This window comes from Methanobrevibacter sp. (assembly GCF_036307625.1).
In the GTDB taxonomy this organism is placed as follows: Archaea; Methanobacteriota; Methanobacteria; order Methanobacteriales; family Methanobacteriaceae; genus Methanocatella.
Genome location: NZ_JAXJXF010000094.1, coordinates 1 through 20536, shown reverse-complemented (window position 1 = coordinate 20536; position 20536 = coordinate 1). Strand labels below are relative to the sequence as shown.

The following is a 20536-nucleotide window of genomic DNA, read 5'->3' as shown; positions in this document are numbered from 1 at the left end:
TTTATGAAAGATTCTAAAGAAAAAGAGCATAGAATTTCAAATCTCAAAGACATGATCGATAATGTCATAGACGAAGATAATTCCAACTATGAAGATATCGAAGAAGATAGTGAATTGATAGACTATCTTAACGAAAGTAAAAATGATTATGGAGATTTAGAAATTGACGATGAGTTCATCTATCATCCAAAAAATGATGAAGGCTATGCTGTTAATTTAGAAGAAAATTCTATTGATGAAGATTTCTTAATAAAAACACCAAATGAAGATGATGATTCAATTGCCAATGAAAATCTAGAATCCGATGACGAAGGCAATGATGAGATTACAGGGGAAATCAGTGATAGTTTTGATAATGTCATGAACGCTAAAATTGGCAGAACCCCAGTTTTAGGAGTGATTAGTACTATTCTCGGATTGATTTTTATTGTAATTTCTGCAACAACATTTAATTCACGCAGTGACAAAATAGTTGACAATGTTATTTCCGGAGAAAGCACTTTTATTGCTGTTATATTTATAATAATAGGATTATTACTATTAATTTATGGATTATACAAAGTAATCGGATTTAAGAATCCTTTAGAAAATATTTCGAATAGTATTAATTCAATAGACCATGAAGAAAAAGTAAAAACCGAAGATGTTGAAAAAGAGGATGAAAACGTCATCCCTAAAAGCAATATCCCCCTAGATAAAGAATCATTCAAAATAGGTGAATTTAATTTCGGTGAATTAAAAAAGAATTTTAAAAGATCAAAATCTAATTCTAAACCTAAAACCACACCAATCGAAGAAAATCTTGATGACATACCTCCTGCACGTGAAAAACCTGAAGAAAGAAAAGGTTTGACAACAGAGGAAATTGAAGAAATAGAATACGAAAAAGTGAAACTTGAAAACGAATCTATTGATGACATTTTCGCTGAAGTTGAAGGTATTGAAGATATTCCACTAAATTCTGATGATTCAAAAGAAGGAAGAAAAGAAAAATAACTTCTTTTGATTTTTTATTATTTTTACGGGCCTGTGGTCTAGTCAGGAATGACGCAGGACTTCGGATCCTGAGATCGGGGGTTCAAATCCCTCCAGGTCCGCCTAATTTTTAACCCGAACAACGGCTTCCTTGAAAAAGTCAGGTATCAATGACCTATACATTGGGCTTTTGAACAGCATATTAATATCGCTATCTATAATATAAGTATAGCAGGAGTCGTCTTCAGCCCTCATACCCCGACCATATGCCTGCATAAGAGTCATTACAGTCTTATAAGCATACCATTTTTTATCACGCTTCATCCTCATGTTCACTTGCTTATCACCCAAATACGGGAAAGGCATTTTGTAAATTATCTGGAATCTGCACTTATCATAAGGCAAATCAACACCCTCACTCATGGAAGGAGAGACCAAAACCAATGGATTTTCATCTTTTTCAAAGAAATTCAATATTTGTTCCCTATTTTGTGAAGTATGGGAAATTAAACGTGAATTATTTAGATTTCGAGTAATGTACTGCTGACATTTATAGCTGTGAGTGTGAATTAAACCCTTATCCCCTTCATGTTTTTTCAATATTTCCTGCAAAATTGGAATAGTCTTAGGGGCTGTGTTCTTAATTCTGTTTGCTGACATTTTACCTGCCAGATTCAAAATAATCGGCCTTTTTTCTTTTGTAAATGGACTATCTACCTTAATATGATACACTTCAGCAGGATTTAATCCCAGCCATTTAGAAAACATTTTATGAGAAAGTATTGTCGCACTCATAAAGATTACAACATCTCCATATTTCAGCAAATTATCCTTAGCGTAATGATGTACCCTCAACGGCTTGAATGTGACGCCGAACTCATCAGTGTCGATGACCCAATTCTTAGGCTCGCTTTCAAGATTGTTTCTGAGTTTCTTTAATCTTGAAATTGTTGATCGGATTCTGTCTGCTTTATTTTTAGTTACTTCTTTTAAATCAATATCTTCATAACTGTCTCCAATAGCTTCTATCTCCATTTTCCAATCTTCAAGTTCGCCATCCTTTAAAGTTTCCTTAGATATTGCTTTATTGATATCCTTTTCAAGAGTCCTGTTGTATAATGTGACTTCCATGGTGGCCATCAGTTTATTTTCAATGTTATGGGCTTCGTCCAATATCAATAAAGAACGCTTGCCGAAATGCTTCACATAATTCAATTCAACAATTGCATAATCATAGTTCATCAAGGTAATCGGAGAATTGATTGCATTGGCTTTTTGATTCCAATAATGACAATGACTACCTGATTGATAAAAAATTGATCCTCCAAAGGAATCCTCAAATGCAAATTCCGCATCCAAAGTCGGATTTTTAGCAACGCCATATTGACAGAAAAAGTTACTGTTGGTAGGTGTTGTTTTACATGTTCCCATATCACAGGTAGACTCCAGATTATCATTCAAGCAGGCAAAGTTACCTCTGCCTTTTACCAATGGAAAATCAAACTCATCGGAATATTGGGACTGCAACTGCTTTGTCATTGTTAAGATATAAGCAGATTCATACATTTTAGCCAGAGTAGTTGCAATTGCAGATTTTCCTGTACCCGTACCCGCTTCCAAAATAATATATTTAAATCCTTTCTTTATTGCATCATTAATATCCTGAATTATCTCCAATTGACCCAGTCTAGGCTGTTCAAATGGAAAATTTTCAATAATTTCATCATCTATATGAGGATATAGCTCTTTTAAGTATGCAGAGGTTCCTTCATCTAACTTATGGTCATCAACCGAATAAACATCTGGAATTTCATCATCTAAAACAGATGATTTTGATTTCTTAGCAAAGCTAAATAAGTTAGTTGGACCTTTAGATTTATTTTTACTGCTAGTACCGCAAGTACAGTTACTTTTAAGCATACCACAATTTGGACAAAAAATAGAATTAGACATTAAAATTATATTAGTTAATATACTATAAATAAATTATAGAAAGAGCATTTGAAAAATAAATATCAAATTAAATAATTCTTAAACAGAGTGATTATATGGCTAAAAAAGGAAAATTGATTGGAATTGGTGTTGGACCGGGAGATACTGAATTACTTACTTTAAAAGCAGCTAAAGTCTTGGAAACTGTCCCCGTTATTTTCTCACCAAAATCATCAAAAGAAAAAGAAAGCATAGCATTGTCCATTGTAAGACCAATAATTAAAGAAAGAAAAGATTATAAAAGATTAATGCTTGTGGAACCAATATTTCCAATGATTGAAGATAAAGATGAACTTGAAAAAGTTTGGACAAGTGCATCAGAGATGATTGCGCAATATCTGGACAGCGGAAGAGATGTGGCATTCATTACCCTTGGAGACAGTTCAATATTCAGCACATATTCCTATGTGCAAAAGAAATTAGCAGGACGATACGAAATAGAAACAATTCCTGGAATTACTTCATTTACTGCATGTGCAGCCGCTCGTAACAAAGCGCTCGTGGAGCAAAATGACATCTTAACCATTGTTCCAAAAATTGATGACAGACTTGAAGAAGTTTTGGAGTACAGTGATTCTGTCGTGCTTATGAAGGCTTCAAGAAACGCATCCAGTTTAGAAAAAACAATTGAAGAAAAAAACAGACCTAAAGAAATTTATTCCGTGCAAAACTGCACTAGAGAAAATGAAAAAATAATAGAAGGATTTTCCCACGAAAAACCTTATCTTACAACCACCATAATAAAATTTGAAGATGATTAATAGTTTTTGATAGGTAGAGGTTCTACCTCAAAAACACACCTCTCATCACCCATAGTATAACATTGAATTTCAATTACGCTAACTGGCAGTTTGAAGTATCTTGAAAATAATGCTTCAAATATTCCAGTATCTAAAAAGCATGCTGGTTTTCCAGTTTTTGGGAGCAATTCACATTCAAAACAGTCAAAAGTTGTTATTTTAATTATTTGACCCAATTCAAATGAAACTCTGCCTAAACCTTTGGTTTCCCAAAAGTTTGCAATATTTTCAATGAATATATCTAAATCATCATCATATAATATTTCAAAAAGAGAATTACCAATACTATTGCCTGTTGACTGTAAAATCGGATCTATGTTTATTCCTTCCTGAATAAGCATTGACTTTAATGTATGGAATAGTAATGTTGAAAATTCTGCATCATTATTAACAAGATTCTCAACTAAATAATCAGATTGAGTTTCCTTAATTTCCTTTGGTTCGGTTACATTTACAGAACCCAAATATTTGGAATTCAGATAGAATATTTTCTTTCTGTTATCTACAGGATGGACTTTATATGAAATAATTCCACTTTCTCTTAAACTTTTTAAATGAACTGAAACAGTGGATTTTGATTTACCTGTACTATTTACAATTTCTTCGAATTCCATATCACTGTCTCGAAGCATTTCTAATATCGTGAGTTTTACTGGACTTTTAATTACATTTACTCCAATATTTTCATTAAGATTAGAGAAAATTTGGATTGGTTTTTGTTCTTTCATGATAAAATCCTCGAATATATATACAAATATATTTAAAATCATTAGTTAATAAATATATCTAAAAATTAAAAATTAGAATAATGTACAATATTTTATATTAAAAATTAAACAATAATCAATAAAATAAAATGAAGTATACGAACTGTTCGTTTAAAAACCAATCAAATTGTTCGACTTATGCCAATTTCCAATACAATAATCAAGAAAAAAAATATTTTGAATATATAATAATAAAATTAGTGAAAGCCCTACAAAACATCACACAAATTGGTTAAAATTTAATCAACATAGAAAAATCAGGAAAAATCAGCATAATGAATTTAGAATTTAAACAAATCTCTTGCATTTTGTGTAGTTATTTCCACAACTTCATTTTCTTTCATATTCAATTCTTCAGATATCTTTCTTATTACATACTTAATATTTAGTGGAGTATTTTTTTCTCCCCTTTTTTCTTGGGGAGTTAAATATGGAGAATCCGTTTCTACAAGCATGTGCCCAATGTCGATTTTCCTTATCATTTTTCTTGTTTTCTTGTTGTTTGTGTTGGTAATCGGTCCGCCTATTCCCATATAGAATCCCAATTTAATAAATTCATGTGCCATTTCGGCTGAACCCTGATAGCAATGCATGGATCCTACCACATCATGGCATTTTAATATGTCATAGGTATCCTGCATCGATTTTCTGGAATGCACTATTACAGGCAGACCATGCTTCTGCGCAAGATTTAACATTTTCTCAAATAACTGCTTTTGATTATCCTTATTATCCTTTGTATGATAGTAATCAAGACCTATTTCTCCCACTGCAACTATCTTATCGTTTCCGAGTTGTGAATCAAGCAGTGAAATGTCCTCTTCAGTTACTTCATCTGCAATGGTGTGAAAATATCCCAAAGCCCCATAGACATTTTCATATTTGTCTGCCAATTCCAATATTTCATTGTTGCTTAAAGGGTCAGTGCCGTTCAATATGACACAGATATCATTTTTTGCAGACTCTTTTATTATCTGCTCCGCATTTTCCATTTCACTACCATAAATATGACAATGGGTATCAATTATCATGAAAAATCCTCACATGAAATCCTTTGCATTAAATTTTTATTGCAATTAATCAATAATTATATAATAGATTAAATTAAATTTTTTGGTGAGCTGACATGGAGGATAAGTTTTCAAGAACAGAGATGTTGATTGGAAATGACGGAATGAAAAAATTAAACGACGCCAAAGTTGCCATTTTTGGTCTTGGCGGTGTAGGTTCTTATGTCTGTGAAGGACTTGCAAGAAGCGGAGTAGGAAATTTTATTTTGATAGACTATGACAAAACAGATAAAAGCAACATCAACAGGCAATTGATTGCAACAGAAAAAACAATCGGCAAATATAAGGTCGATTTGATGAAGGAAAGAATTTTAGATATCAATCCGAATGCAAATGTTGAAGTGTATAAGGAGTTCTACATGGCAGATTCAGAAATAGACATCATTACCAAAGATTTGTCATATGCCGTTGACTGTGTGGATACCATAATGGCAAAAATTGCAATCATATGCAAGTGTGATGCCCTTGATGTTCCTGTAATCTCTTCTATGGGAACCGGGAACAAATTGGACCCAACAATGTTTGAAGTTGCCGACATATACGAGACATCAGTATGCCCACTTGCAAGAATAATGAAAAAAGACCTCAAAAAGAGAAATATAGAAAAACTAAAGGTAGTCTATTCCAAGGAACATCCCATAAACACAAATGACTGTGCCATAAACCAGAACAGAAAATTTAAGGTTAAGGGCAGCGTTTCCTTTGTGCCCTCCGTTGCAGGACTGATAATTGCAGGCGAAGTGATAAAAGACATCGCCGGCGAAAAAGTTTGAGATGATTATATGGATGAAAAAATAATTTTTAAGCCAATAGGATACATCAAATCCCCTTATGAAGATGTAACGAATATGCCCAAGTCCACTAGAGAATCTAGAGATGTGGAAGCGGAAATGATTATCAATGAAGAGTATCTGGAAAGCATGTCCAGCATGGAAGCAGGTGAAGAGTATATGGTCCTATTTCATTTCCACAAATCAGAAGGATTCAAGCAAAGAGTTCCTTTCAGGGGAACAGGACCCATTAAAGGACTGTTTTCAACCCATGCACCAAATAGACCAAATCCCATCGGCGTTTCAACCATTAAAATTAAAGAAATCAAAGGAAATGTCATCAGATTTACAGGAGTCGACATGCTGAACGGTACCCCAGTGCTCGACATCAAAGATATTCTATAACCCAAAAGGGAATTAAAAATATATTAATGCCTTGAATTAAATATAAAAGCATGAAAAGGATTTTTAAATTTGTCGAAAAGTATTTTTTTATAATAATTTTACTGGCAGTAGCTATCTCTTTGGTTTATCCCAAATCGTTTGAATGGGTGTTAAGCAATTACAATGGCATAAATATTTTAAATTTACTTTTAAGCATTGTTCTTTTTACTATGGGAACAACATTGAAAGCGGATGACTTCATTAACGTATTTAAAAATCCAAAAGAAATTGCCGTTGGAATTTCAGCGCAATATGTTATAATGCCCCTTATAGCTTTAGCTCTTGCAAGTGCATTTTCACTTGATAGTGCCCTGACAGTTGGACTTGTTCTTGTTGGAACCGTGCCTGGAGGAACCGCTTCGGATGTTATTACTTTTCTTGCAAAGGGAGATGTTGCATTGTCTGTTTCCTTGACTGCAGTTTCTACCGTTATTTCACCTATCCTAACTCCAATAATCACATTGCTGCTGATTAGTAATCAGATTAATTTTAATCCTATTGATATGTTTATTTCAATTATTGAAATTGTGATTATCCCAATTATTTTAGGTTTAATTTTAAATTACAAATTCCCTGAATTTTGTGAAAGATTAAAAGATTATTTGCCTGCAATATCATCAATTGTAATTTGTTTAATTGTTGCAGGAGTAGTTGGTGCCAACAAACAGGCCATTTTAACTTCATCCACCATAATAATCATTGTTATTGTCCTACAATATTTCCTTGCAATGTCACTTGGATTTGGAATAGGTTATTTAGTAGGAATGAAGAAAAAACAAATTATCACAGTAGCCATAGAACTGGCATTTCAAAATTCCGGCTTGTCAACAAGTCTTGCAAAAACTCACTTTCCAAGCTTATCCCAGGCAACAGTCCCAGGAGCACTTTATTCTGTTTGGCAGAATCTTGCAGGATCAATTCTTGCTTATGTATTCAGGAGATTTCTATAACTCACAGAATAGTAAAAAAAAATAAAAAATATGGTAAAATTCTATACGATTGCCTTGCTGATAATATCTTCACTAACAGCGGTAATCTTAACTATTTTACCGTCTTGTAAGTATTCAAACTTAAATTTGTTCTTACCATCATCCATCTCTTTAATAAGGAATCCGTCTTTACCGGCAATATTTTTCTTTTCACCACCTGCAGGTTTAATTGAATCGATTTTTTGATTGTTTTTTACACCTACCTGGAATTCTAATTCATCGCCAGCGGCATTTTTATATTCGGAAGTTGCTTTACTATCAACAGCTGTACCGTCAATATCTTCTACATCATTAGCAGTACTTGCATCAGTTTCTTTTTCCATAGCAGTGTATCCGTCTGGAATTTTAAAGTTGATGCCGTTTAAGGATAACTCTTCAGATGCACTAATGGCTGCCACTGTAGAAACAACTACCACAAAGAATAACATGAGAACCAATACTTTCTTCATATCCACAATTTTCACCCCCCCACATATTTATATTAATATATAATATAAAAATTATATTTAAAATTATTGATTTTTCAAAAATTTGTATAGTTTTATTCCTTTTTTATCAAAAAATATTCGAAAATTAATTGAATTTAGTGAATAAGATTAGATAATATTATAGTCCATATACTTATCTCAGCACTAAAACCCAATATGGAATTTATTTTTTGATGATTCTAAAATTTTTAAAAAGTAAAAAATAATCTATTTCAAATTATAAGGCTTTATTATATTATTAATATAAATACAACAATATTAACTGATTAATAATCAAATAAGGTTCATTCCATTATGACAATTTTGGAAATGGCCAAGTTAACCACAATTAGCAAAAATTAATAAAAATATGAAGACAATTTAAAAAAATATAGAATCAAACTCCAAGATAATCCAATTAAATAAAAAATTCATAAACAAATATATAAGAAGAATAAACAAATTTATGATATAAGAATACATTATATTGATTTGTTAAAAAGAGAGTCGTTAATTTTTCAAAAATTTTACAAAACTATGTCAATGAAAAGGTTTTCTGAGAATAGAAAAAATTCATCCACCCCTTGAACGACATTAAAGAAAATCGAACAACACACATGACCAAATAGAAAATTACATAGGCAATACAATGCTTATACCACATAAAAAGAAGTTCGAAAACATGCAACATGTATTCATTCAGATAATGATTCAAAAATTGCAGATATGAGAACAAAATCAAGATTTAACAAATTGACAAAAAAATATAATGTTAATATAGTATAATATATAATTAACAGGTTTGATATATATGAGCAAAAAATTTAATTCCCTAAATGAACATCTATCAAAAATTTATGATAGTTTTGATGAATCAACTTTAATTTCTCCAAATAAAAGTAGAGAAAAGGAGAAAGGCACAATTACTAAATCAGAATATGAAATTAAAAAAGAAAATCTAGTTGAATTTATAAATTCCAATTCTATTTCTATTAACGAACTTTTATTGGCAAGTTTAACATTAACCCTGAATAAATTCAATTTTTCAGATGAAACTTTAATTTTCAATCAAAATAACGTTCCATTCGCCACTAAATTTGAAAACAGGAAAATTTCCATTAAGGAATTTCTTGAAAATATTCATGAGATTTATAATGAAACTTTAGAATTTGATGAATATATTAATGAAGATACCCCCCTTTTAAAGCCTGAATTTTATTATAGCTTCAATGAAGATTTAAAATCAGACATTGATTATTCAAATTACTTAAACATTGTTGAAAACGATGAAACTGTTTTATTATCCTTATTTTACAATAGCGAATTATATACAAAAGATTTCATCAATACATTCCTATCAAGCATTGAAAATATTATAAACCAATTTGTCAATATTGATATCGAGAAAACAAACATTGAAGATATTGCCCTTGTAAGTGAAAAAGAAAATATTGAGTTTACTGAAGTTGAAATGCCTTTATTTCACAAACGCTTTGAAGAGCAGGTTAAAGCAAACCCCGAAAATATTGCACTTGTAGCCGAAGATGCAACATTCACTGCAGATGAACTTAACCAAAAAGCAAACAAAATCGCAAATGCATTAATCAAAAAAGGAGTCAAACCAAAAAGCAATGTCCTGGTAATGCTTCACAGAAACAGCAATCTAATAGCATCAATATTAGGTATATTGAAAGCAGGATGCGCATACATTCCAATCGATTTGGAATACCCTAAGGACAGAATCAACTACATATACGAAAACAGCCAAGCAGACTACATCATTTCAGATGAGGATAAAGAGAATTCATTAAACATTCAGGAACTACTTAAAGAAGCAAATACTGAAAACCCAGATGTTGAAGTTAGTCCTGATGATTTGGCATATATGATTTATACATCAGGTTCAACCGGAAATCCAAAAGGAGTAATGATTTCACACGAAAACATCTGTAACGAAGTGCAAAATCCAAAATCAGAATATAAAAGCTTATTATGTATTACAACTATTTCCTTTGACGTAGCTATGGATGACATATTTACAGCACTTGCAAACGGAATCAAACTGATATTTGCAAATGATATCCAAATCAAAAACATTCCTAAACTAACCGAATTAATCAACGAACATAAACCGGAAGTGGCTGATTTTACCCCATCCAGAATGGCTTCACACCTTGAAGTGGAAGAATTCTGTAAAGCCATAAGCTGCTTGAAATGTCTATTCCTTGGAGGAGAACAGTTTTCAACCAAAGTATACGAAGACTTTAGAAAACACTCAGATGCGATTGTATACAACAGTTACGGACCAACTGAGACAACAATCACCTCAAACAACAAAGAAGTGACTGACATTAATGATATAACTGTTGGATTTCCTTTAGATAATTATATAACTGATGTTCGTGATATCGATGGTAAACTAGTACCAAATGGAGTAATGGGTGAGTTATACATTGGTGGTACTGGTGTAGGTAAAGGATACTACAACATGCCAGAAAAAACCGAAGAGGTTTTCCTGACTATCAACGACATTCCATATTACAGAAGTGGAGATTATGCAATTGAACTTCCTAATGGTGAGATTGACATCAAAGGAAGAATAGATAATCAAATTAAATTAAGAGGTTTAAGGATAGAAATTGGTGAAATTGAAACAAATATTAGTCAATATCCTAATATAAAACAAGTTGTTGTTGTTATTAAAGAAATTAACAATAATGACCATTTATGTGCTTATTACACCGCTGATGAAGAGATTGATAGCAATGATTTAAAGGAGTATTTGAAAGACAAATTAACTCGTTATATGGTTCCAACAGTATTTATGCAACTTGATGAGATGCCGCAAACACCAAACGGTAAAACAGACTTGAAACAACTACCAGAACCACAATTAAGATTAGCATTAACACTTCCAGAAACAGAAACAGAAATAAGATTGCATGAAATCGCTTCAACCATTAGTGAAACAAAAGAGTTCGGTACTACTGATGATTTATATGCCATTGGATTTACCTCATTAACACTGATGAAATTAAATGCTAAGATTTATGATGAAATGGGTGTTAATTTAGATATCGTTGCGTTATTGAATGATCCCACTATAAAAAACATTGCAAATGAAATTGAAAATAATGATTTACTTGATTTAGACAGCATAATTGAATTATCCCATAATACAGAGTATTATCCATTAACAGAAAATCAAATGGGAATCTATTATGAATGTATTCAAAGTGGAGATGTTGCGCAATACAATCTTCCATCAGTCATAAGATTTAGCAGTGAAATTGATGCGGATAGATTAAAAGAAGCCATTATTAAGACAATTGAAACATATCCATATCTTAAAACCAGAATTGTTCTAGAAAAAAGTAAAGTGATGCTAAAACGTGACGATTCAATAGCTATTGATACTATCCCAATTGTCAGTGTTGAAGATATTTCAGACGATGAAATTGAAAAGGAAAATCTAAAACCATTTGATTTGCATAATGACCAATTATTCAGATTTAAAATTTATAAAACCCCTACTGAAACAATTTTATTCTCCGATGTTCACCATATAATTTCTGACGGAGAGTCTTTAGATAAGTTATTCACAAATATTGCTAATGCTTATCAGGGAATTGAAATTGAAAAAGAGGAAATTGATGGTTATATTAACAGCCTAATTGAAAACGAAAATGAAAACAGCGAAAAATATGAATCATCTAAAAAATTCTTCCAGGACAAACTGGCCCATGAAGTTGATTCAACTGTTTTGACCCCTAATTTGAATGGGAACTTTGAAGACGGAATTTTAAAATCAATTTCCAAAAATATTAATCCAAATCTGATTAGTGAATTTTGTAACAAAAATAAAATAACCCCAAATGTTTTGTTCATGGCAACAACAATGTTAAATCTCAATAAGTACACATTCACTGACAAAACATTGATTACAACAATTTTCAATGGACGGTCAAACTCATTATACAACAATACACAAACATTGTTAGTTAAAACACTCCCAATCGTTTCAATAAACGATGACAGAACTTTAACAGTTGAAAAATATTTAAAATCTATAAATGATATTTGGATGGAAACCATTAGCCATTCAGATTATCCTTATACTAAAATTTCCGAAGAGTTCAAATTAAAACCTGAATTTTTCTATGCATACAACAATCTTGATGCTGAAAAAATTGAAATTGATGATGAAGTTTACAAAGTCAAGTATTTGAATTCACTTGAAGTCAATTATAAAATATCTTTGGATGTTAATGAAACCAAAGACAATCTTGAATTGTTCATCCAATATAATGACCAGTTGTACAGTGAAGATTACATAGAGACCTTCTTAAATTGCATTGTTAATGTAATAAATCAATTAATTGAAGCGGATATTGAAAAATTATCTATTGGTGAAATAGAATTAAGCGAAAATAAAGGAATACCTACATTCGATCCTATCGATACCCCTATTTTACATGAACGCTTTGAAAAACAAGTCGCTGAAAATCCTGACAATATTGCTCTTGTTGCAAGTGATGCTACATTAACATATAAAGAATTAAATGAAAAAAGTAATAGAATTGCCAATTCATTGATAAAAAAAGGCGTCGAACCTGGAAATAATGTTTTGGTAATGCTTCCAAGGAACAGCAACCTCATAGCGGCCATCATTGGAATATTTAAGGCTGGATGCACATTCATACCAATAGATTTAGAATATCCTGCAGAAAGAATAAAATATATCTATGAAAATAGTGAGGCAGACTATATAATCAATACAGATGGAACAACTAAAAACACATTGGACATCAATGAATTAATAAAAGAAGAAAATATTGCCAATCCAAATGTTGAAATTACCCCAGATAACTTGGCATATATGATTTATACTTCCGGATCAACAGGAAAACCAAAAGGAGTAATGATAAGTCACGAAAATGCATGTAATCAAGCTGAAGGAAATCCAAAATGTGAATATTCAAGCATATTGAGTATTGCGACAATAGCATTTGACACCTCCCTTGAAGATATCCTAACCGGAATAACAAACGGCATTAAAATCATATTTGCAAATGATAATGAGATAAAAAATGTTGTTGATTTAACCAAATTAATCAAAGAAAACCAACCGGAAGTAATGGAATTCACACCATCAAGATTGCTATCTTATCTTGAAATTGAAGAGTTCTGCAATGCGATAGGTTGTGGAAAATGTATTGTAATGGGTGGAGAACAATTTTCAGCAAAGGCATTCAATGGAATCAAACAATACACCAACGCAAAGGTATACAACAGTTACGGACCAACCGAAGCAACAATTGCATCCAACTACAAGGAAATAACTGACCCTGAAATTATCACCGTTGGAAAAGCACTCAAAAACTACGTAACCGAAGTAAGAGACCTCGACGGAAAACTACTACCTAAAGGAGTAATGGGCGAACTCTACATCGGAGGAACCGGAGTTGGAAAAGGATACTACAACATGCCTGAAAAAACCGCCGAAGTATACACAACAATAAACGACATTCCATACTACAGAAGCGGAGACTATGCAATCGAACTTCCAAATGGTGAAATCGACATCAAAGGAAGAATCGACAATCAAATCAAACTTAGAGGACTAAGAATAGAAATCGGAGAAATCGAATCAAACATCAACAGATTCCCAAATATCAAACGGACTGTTGTTGTAATCAAAGAGATTAACGATAATGACCACCTGTGTGCATATTTCACAAGCGATGAGAAAATTGACATAAGATTATTGAAAAGATATCTACATAGCAAATTAACCAAATATATGGTTCCAACAGTATTTATGCAGCTTGATGAAATTCCACATCTTCCAAACGGAAAAACAGACCTGAAAAAATTGCCTACTCCTAAACTAGATTTGGAAAATGTAAAACCTGAAAATGAAACAGAAGAAAAACTATTCAAAATAGTCTCCGGAATGATTGGATCCACTGAATTTGGAACAACAGATGACCTTTATACTCTTGGATTCACATCTTTAACATTGATGAAGTTAAACTCCTTGATTTATAATGAAACTGATGTAAACATTGACATTACTTCATTATTCAATAATCCAACAGTCCAATCTCTTGCATATGAAATTGACAATAACGTCGAATCAGACATTGATGTTGATGAGATTATCGAAAGCGCAAAGGATGCAGAGTACTTCCCATTGACTTCAAACCAAATAGGAATTTATTACGAATGTATGCAAACTGAAAAAATCAAATACACAATGCCTATTGCAGTGAGATTTGATAACAGTATTGAACCTGATAAGCTTAAGAAAGCACTTATTAAAACTATTGAAGCACACCCATATCTTAAAACAAGAATTGTCAATACAGATGATGGAAAAATTATGCAAAAAAGATGTGATGATGCTGAAATTGAAGAAATAGAAATTGTTGAAATAGATGCAATTACCAATAGGGAAATAATGAAAAATGACATAAAGGCAATCCCATTGGACAACAACCAATTATTCAGGTTTAAAATCTATAAGACTCCTAAAGAAACCATATTATTCAGTGATTTCCATCACATTATTACAGATGGAGTATCTCAGGATAATTTCTTCCACGATTTAACAAAAGCATATAACAATGAGGAAATTGAAACTGAAAAAATTGATGGATTTGTATATAGTCTCATAGAAAATCAAACTGGCATTAGCGAATCCTCTGAAAAGTTCTTCAAATCTCAATTCAGCCAAGGTATTGAATCAACAGTTTTAACTCCAAACCTTAATGGAAATCCTGATATTGGAGATATAAAACTCATTTCAGATAAAGTGAGTTCTACTTTTGTTAGACTCTTCTGTAATGATCATTCAATAAGTCCAAACGTTTTGTTCATGACCGCTACAATCTTAAGTCTGAATAAATTTACATTTAATTCCAAATCATTGATTACAACAATTTTCAATGGTAGGGCAAACTCTGATTACTTTGATACACAGGGAATGTTGGTTAAAACTTTACCTATTCTTGTTAATGGTGAAAATCGTGAAATGATGGTTGAAGATTATATTAAAATAGTGGATAAAGCATGGAAAGATGCATTGACCCATAGTAATTATCCATACACAAAACTTGCTGAAGATTATCAGTTAAAACCTGAATTCTTCTATGCATACCACGAATCATTTGATGATGAGATAATACTTGATGGTAAACACTATAAAACAATAGATCTTGACGGTACTGTAGCAACCGACTATAAAATTAACTTGGATGTATTTGACGATGGAGAAAACATTAGTTTATATATCGAATATAACAACCAAATCTATACTGAAGAGTATGTTAAACTGTTCATGCAAGCAATCAAATATACGCTATTCCAATTCTTCATCAATGATATGGATAAATTAAAAATAAAAGATATTGAACTTATCGATGGTGAAATTCCAGAGTTTGAAGAACTTGATACACCATTCCTACACAAACGTTTTGAAAAACAAGTAGAAGAAAAAGGAAATGAAATTGCACTTGTGGCAACAGATGAAACATTAACTTATGATGAACTTAACCAAAAAGCAAATCGTATAGCAAATGAACTTATCAAAAAAGGTGTCAAACCAAAAAGCAATGTATTAGTAATGCTTCCAAGAAACAGCGACTTAATTGCAACAATAATTGGTATATTTAAGGCAGGATGCACATTCGTACCAATAGATTTAGAATATCCTCAGGAAAGAATTGACTACATATATGAAAACAGCCAAGCAGACTATATAATAAATACTAGTGGAGAATCAGACAATTCAATTGATATAAATGAATTAATCAACGGCGAAAACATAACAAATCCTGATGTGAATATTTCTCCTGATGATTTGGCATATATGATTTACACTTCCGGATCAACAGGTAATCCTAAAGGAGTAATGATAAGTCACGAAAATGCATGTAATGAAGCAGCAGAAAATCCAAAATGCGAATATTCAAGCATATTGAGTATTGCAACAATAGCATTTGACACCTCCCTTGAAGATATCCTAACCGGAATAACAAACGGCATAAAACTCATATTTGCCGACGACATTGAAATTAAAAATATTGTTGACTTAATCAGATTAATCAAAGAAAACCAACCGGAAGTAATGGAATTCACACCATCAAGATTGTTGTCATATCTTGAAATAGAGGAATTCTGTGAAGTGATAGGTTGCGGAAAATGTATCGTAATGGGTGGAGAACAATTTTCAGCCAAAGCATTCAGTGGAGTCAAACAATACACCAACGCAAAAGTATACAACAGTTACGGACCAACCGAAGCAACAATTGCATCCAACTACAAAGAAATAACTGATCCAAAAATCATCACAGTTGGAAAAGCACTTAAAAACTATGTAACCGAAGTAAGAGACCTCGACGGAAAACTACTACCTAAAGGAGTAATGGGAGAACTCTACATCGGAGGAACCGGAGTTGGAAAAGGATACTACAACATGCCTGAAAAAACCGCCGAAGTATACACAACAATAAACGACATCCCATACTACAGAAGCGGAGACTATGCAATCGAACTTCCAAATGGTGAAATCGACATCAAAGGAAGAATCGACAACCAAATCAAACTCAGAGGACTAAGAATAGAAATCGGAGAAATCGAATCCAACATATCAAATTTCCCTGAAATAAAACAGGTCATTGTTGTTATCAAAAAAATAAACAATTCTGAACATTTATGTGCTTATTATACTGCCGATGCTGAAATTGACAAAGATCAATTGAAAGAGTATTTAACTGAAAGATTAACAAAATACATGGTTCCAACAGTATTTATGCAACTTGATGAAATGCCTCAATTGCCAAACGGTAAAACTGATACTAAAAAGCTTCCAGAACCAAAAGCAGAAATCAATTATGTTGCACCGGAAACTCCATTGGAACAGGAGATTTGTGCAATATTTTCCAATGTTCTGAATGTTGAAACTGTTGGTGCTGAAGACAATTTCTTTGAAATAGGTGGAACATCCCTTGTTGCATCAAAATTAATCATAGAATTGTTAAAACAAGATTATAGTGTAAAGTATGATGATATTTTCCACAATCAAACTCCTAGAAAATTAGCTAAGTTCTTATCTGGAGAAGTCCAAATAGAATACGAAGGCATACAGCTAATTAAAGACTACAATTACGATGAAATCAACAAGCTTCTTGAAGAAAATACATTGGATAGTTTCTTAGAGGGTGAAAAACTAGAATTGGGAAATGTTTTATTGACCGGAGCTACAGGTTTCCTAGGAATTCATGTTTTATATGAGTTCATCAAAAACGAATCTGGAACCATATATTGTATGTTTAGAAAAGGTAAATTCGATTCATGTGAAGAGCGCCTGATTGATTTGATGAATTATTACTTTGATGAGGATTTATCAGATCTTATCGGTTCAAGAATCATCTTAAGTGAAGGAGACATTACCAATCTTGATGACTTCAAAAAATTAGAAAATTACCCTATCGACACAATAATAAACTGTGCAGCTATTGTCAAACATTATACAGCTGATGATTATATTTTCAAGGTAAATGTTGATGGTGTGATTAATGGGCTTAAATTTGCGGAGTCCAGAAATAACTTAAAATATGTACAGATATCCACAATCAGTGTTCTTTCATCATTCAGTGAAAATGAAGAGGCATATCCTGATATGACCTACAACGAAAGAACCCTTTACTATGAACAAGATTTGACCAATAAATATCTAGGCAGTAAATTCTTAGCTGAAAGAATGGTTTTAGAGGCCGCAACTAGAGGATTGCCTGTAAAAATAATCAGGGTAGGAAACCTAATGAGCAGATATGATGACGGCGTATTCCAGAAAAATTATGAAACAAACGCATTCTTAAACAACATTAAGGTATTTAAAAACATCCATGCCATAACACCAACCATGTCTAAAGAAGAGACAGATATGAGTCAAATAGATTATGTTGCAAAATCTGTACTTGAATTATCAAAAACCCCAGAAAAATGTAGGGTATTCCATTCTATGAATAATCATTATATATCTAACAGAGACATAATTGATGTATTGAATGATTATGGTTATGACATAAGAGAAGTTAGCAATGAAGAATTTAACGAGATATATGATAAAAACATGAATGACAATATTCAAGGATTAATTACTGCAGAAATATCTGTTGATGATTATGAGGAGGAAGATTCCTTTGAAGACCTTATAGAAATAGAACAAACTACCGAAATTCTTCATTTATTAGGATTTGATTGGCCTAAACCTGATAAAGACTATCTTAAACGACTAATAGATTATTTAAATAAATTTAACTATTTTGAATGAACATTTGCTTAAACAGATGATAAAATGAATAATGAAATAATAACACATAAGTTCAGAGAACTGTTATTGCCCACAATACTTATAGCAATGGCTTTAAATATAAGTTCAATTGTTGATTCAAGTTTTGTGGCAAATTTTATTGGACACAATGGACAAGCCGCTTTACAGGTTTTAGAACCTTTAGTATTGCTAATTTCAATATTCGAATGGTTATTTGGATTGGGCGGTCAAATATTATGCCTAAATAAAAAATCAGAATTTGATGAAGAGGGAAGCAATCACTATTTCACAACAGCAATGCTCACGACAATAATAGTTTCAATTTTAATTATTGTAGTGTGTGTATTATTTGAAGATGCATTAATTGCAATATTGCATCCACCCTCACCGGATTTGATACCCTATGTAAAATCATTTGGAAAATATCTGTTTATTAGTTTCCCAATTGTGACCATAATGGGAGTGTTTGCTCAATTTATCCGTGTAGATGGACAGCCAAATCTTTCTTCAGCAGTAATCATTATTGCAAACATCGTCAATATAATTTTAGATTTTGTATTCCTCGGTGTTTTTCATATGGGCATTGAAGGAGCATCACTTGCAACATTGATAGGATACATAGTTGGGTCTATTTGTACCCTAAAATATTTGTTCAGTTCAAAAAGAACATTCAGATTTACCTTCTCCAAATTGAAAATCAAAACATGGGCAACATCAGCTGCCAAAATAATTAAAATAGGCCTTCCAGGAGCAAGTATGGGAATTTTTGATGTGATATTGGTTTATATTATGAATTTGATTATTGGTGCTGCTTTAGGAGAGTTAGGTTTGGATATATACAATGTATGTGTCAATGGATTACTGATAATAAGTATTTTAGTAATAGGATTTGCAGAGACATTATCATCTATAGTGCCTATCTATTACGCGCAAAATGATTACTATAATTTAAAGCATATTGTACGAAAATCAGTTACGGTAACATTACTTTGTTCATTAGCTTTCACTGTAATCTTATTAATATATCCCGATGTATTATTAATATTCTTTAAGCTTCACCAGATGCCTAATGATTCAATTGTGGAAACTGCCATTAGATTATTCTCATTGGCATTTGTACCTATGGCATTTTCAACAATGCTGATATTTTATTATGAAGGAATAGAAAGAACTATCGAATCAGGAATAATTTCAGTCATCTCAACATTACTCGGACCATTATTGTTTACATTCATCTTATATCCATTTATGGGCATCTCCTGTGTATGGATATCTTTCATGTTAGGATATATTTTGTCAATAGTGGTTGTTGTATGTTATGTTAGGATTGTTGAAAGAAAGGACAGCGAATATTCTGGCCTATTTTTCATTAAAAAGGGATTGATTGAAAAAACTAGAAATTATACCTTAAAAAGCAAAAATGACAATGAGAAAACTGAAATGTTTAATCATTTAGAAAGTTTGAATGTTGATTCTTCCTCTTCTGAAACATTAAATAAATTGATTAACATGATTTTTGATTCAAACGATGGAAACGTACCTATAGAAATATTAGTAATTGATTATGGAGATAAAATTACTGTTAATATGAAAGATGAAGGCAAAAAGGATGTGATTGAAAACATTAAAAAAACATTTTCACAAGATAATGTCCAAGTTAGTGAAGTATTGGGCTTAAACAATATTGAATATACAATTAATGAAGTTAAAGATTAATTCTTTAACTTTTTGAACCACCCCATCCTATAGAGGATGGGGATTCCTGAATTATTTTCACTTAATAATGGTTAATTTAAGTATTTTTGTCGAATAAGAAGAGATGATTACTCATCCCCCCTCTTCTAGGAACCGTACGTGTCCCTTTCAAGACATACGGCTCGAGCATAGTTTATAAGAAAGAAAAACTATTATTATTACTTCTTT

The 20536-nt window shown here is 31.9% G+C and carries 11 protein-coding genes and 1 tRNA gene; 8 read left to right on the top strand and 4 right to left on the bottom strand.

All coding sequences use genetic code 11. The features are described from left to right. The first annotated feature begins 3 nt into the window (after positions 1 to 3). Both UIB65_RS05755 and UIB65_RS05750 read left to right on the top strand, forming a co-directional pair. Positions 4 to 996 (top strand): topoisomerase IV, encoded by a 993-nt coding sequence (locus UIB65_RS05755; RefSeq protein WP_330040183.1) that lies wholly within the window; start codon positions 4 to 6, stop codon positions 994 to 996. Between the two features lie 27 nt (positions 997 to 1023). Next, positions 1024 to 1097: transfer RNA gene (locus UIB65_RS05750), tRNA-Arg, on the top strand. Position 1098: 1 nt separating this feature from the next. On the opposite strand, the gene UIB65_RS05745 is transcribed toward UIB65_RS05750, so the two are convergent. Further along, complete coding sequence (locus UIB65_RS05745) at positions 1099 to 2928, bottom strand: ATP-dependent DNA helicase (protein ID WP_330040182.1); 1830 nt, start codon at positions 2926 to 2928, stop codon at positions 1099 to 1101. 95 nt (positions 2929 to 3023) lie between these two features. Here UIB65_RS05745 and cobI point away from each other — a divergent pair, with 95 nt between their 5' ends. Then, the gene (cobI, locus tag UIB65_RS05740; RefSeq protein ID WP_330040180.1) at positions 3024 to 3728 is read left to right on the top strand and encodes a precorrin-2 C(20)-methyltransferase; all 705 of its coding nucleotides are present in this window, start codon (positions 3024 to 3026) and stop codon (positions 3726 to 3728) included. On the opposite strand, the gene UIB65_RS05735 is transcribed toward cobI, so the two are convergent. Both UIB65_RS05735 and UIB65_RS05730 read right to left on the bottom strand, forming a co-directional pair. Then, entirely contained in the window at positions 3725 to 4495 is a 771-nt protein-coding gene (locus UIB65_RS05735) for a V4R domain-containing protein (RefSeq protein ID WP_330040179.1), read from the bottom strand. The genes cobI and UIB65_RS05735 overlap by 4 nt on opposite strands. 320 nt (positions 4496 to 4815) lie before the next feature. Next, positions 4816 to 5565 (bottom strand): TatD family hydrolase, encoded by a 750-nt coding sequence (locus UIB65_RS05730; RefSeq protein ID WP_330040178.1) that lies wholly within the window; start codon positions 5563 to 5565, stop codon positions 4816 to 4818. A 95-nt stretch (positions 5566 to 5660) separates the two neighbouring features. Between UIB65_RS05730 and UIB65_RS05725 the strand changes: the two genes are divergently transcribed. The 3 genes from UIB65_RS05725 to UIB65_RS05715 are packed head-to-tail and all read left to right on the top strand — an operon-like array spanning position 5661 to position 7768. Beyond that, positions 5661 to 6377: a tRNA threonylcarbamoyladenosine dehydratase gene (locus UIB65_RS05725; protein ID WP_330040176.1), complete on the top strand. Its 717-nt coding sequence runs from the start codon at positions 5661 to 5663 to the stop codon at positions 6375 to 6377. A 9-nt stretch (positions 6378 to 6386) separates the two neighbouring features. Further along, complete coding sequence (tsaA, locus tag UIB65_RS05720) at positions 6387 to 6779, top strand: tRNA (N6-threonylcarbamoyladenosine(37)-N6)-methyltransferase TrmO (protein WP_330040175.1); 393 nt, start codon at positions 6387 to 6389, stop codon at positions 6777 to 6779. 50 nt (positions 6780 to 6829) lie between these two features. Further along, the gene (locus UIB65_RS05715; RefSeq protein ID WP_330040173.1) at positions 6830 to 7768 is read left to right on the top strand and encodes a bile acid:sodium symporter family protein; all 939 of its coding nucleotides are present in this window, start codon (positions 6830 to 6832) and stop codon (positions 7766 to 7768) included. A gap of 41 nt (positions 7769 to 7809) precedes the next feature. Here the strand turns inward: UIB65_RS05715 and UIB65_RS05710 are convergent, their stop codons facing one another. Then, a complete protein-coding gene (locus UIB65_RS05710; protein ID WP_330040171.1) occupies positions 7810 to 8262 on the bottom strand; it encodes a hypothetical protein in 453 nt (150 codons plus the stop codon). 823 nt (positions 8263 to 9085) lie between these two features. Between UIB65_RS05710 and UIB65_RS05705 the strand changes: the two genes are divergently transcribed. Together UIB65_RS05705 and UIB65_RS05700 are read left to right on the top strand one after the other, a co-directional pair. Further along, positions 9086 to 18613, top strand: coding sequence for a non-ribosomal peptide synthetase (locus tag UIB65_RS05705; RefSeq protein WP_330040170.1), 9528 nt, complete (start codon positions 9086 to 9088; stop codon positions 18611 to 18613). A gap of 24 nt (positions 18614 to 18637) precedes the next feature. After that, positions 18638 to 20329, top strand: a complete 1692-nt coding sequence (locus UIB65_RS05700; RefSeq protein ID WP_330040169.1) for an MATE family efflux transporter — start codon at positions 18638 to 18640, stop codon at positions 20327 to 20329. Positions 20330 to 20536: the final 207 nt, after the last annotated feature.

Coding starts and splice junctions, on each gene's coding strand:
- UIB65_RS05755 (WP_330040183.1), top strand. CDS start 4: ATGAAAGATTCTAAAGAAAAAGAGCATAGAATTTCAAATCTCAAAGAC.
- UIB65_RS05745 (WP_330040182.1), bottom strand. CDS start 2,928: ATGTCTAATTCTATTTTTTGTCCAAATTGTGGTATGCTTAAAAGTAAC.
- cobI (WP_330040180.1), top strand. CDS start 3,024: ATGGCTAAAAAAGGAAAATTGATTGGAATTGGTGTTGGACCGGGAGAT.
- UIB65_RS05735 (WP_330040179.1), bottom strand. CDS start 4,495: ATGAAAGAACAAAAACCAATCCAAATTTTCTCTAATCTTAATGAAAAT.
- UIB65_RS05730 (WP_330040178.1), bottom strand. CDS start 5,565: ATGATAATTGATACCCATTGTCATATTTATGGTAGTGAAATGGAAAAT.
- UIB65_RS05725 (WP_330040176.1), top strand. CDS start 5,661: ATGGAGGATAAGTTTTCAAGAACAGAGATGTTGATTGGAAATGACGGA.
- tsaA (WP_330040175.1), top strand. CDS start 6,387: ATGGATGAAAAAATAATTTTTAAGCCAATAGGATACATCAAATCCCCT.
- UIB65_RS05715 (WP_330040173.1), top strand. CDS start 6,830: ATGAAAAGGATTTTTAAATTTGTCGAAAAGTATTTTTTTATAATAATT.
- UIB65_RS05705 (WP_330040170.1), top strand. CDS start 9,086: ATGAGCAAAAAATTTAATTCCCTAAATGAACATCTATCAAAAATTTAT.
- UIB65_RS05700 (WP_330040169.1), top strand. CDS start 18,638: ATGAATAATGAAATAATAACACATAAGTTCAGAGAACTGTTATTGCCC.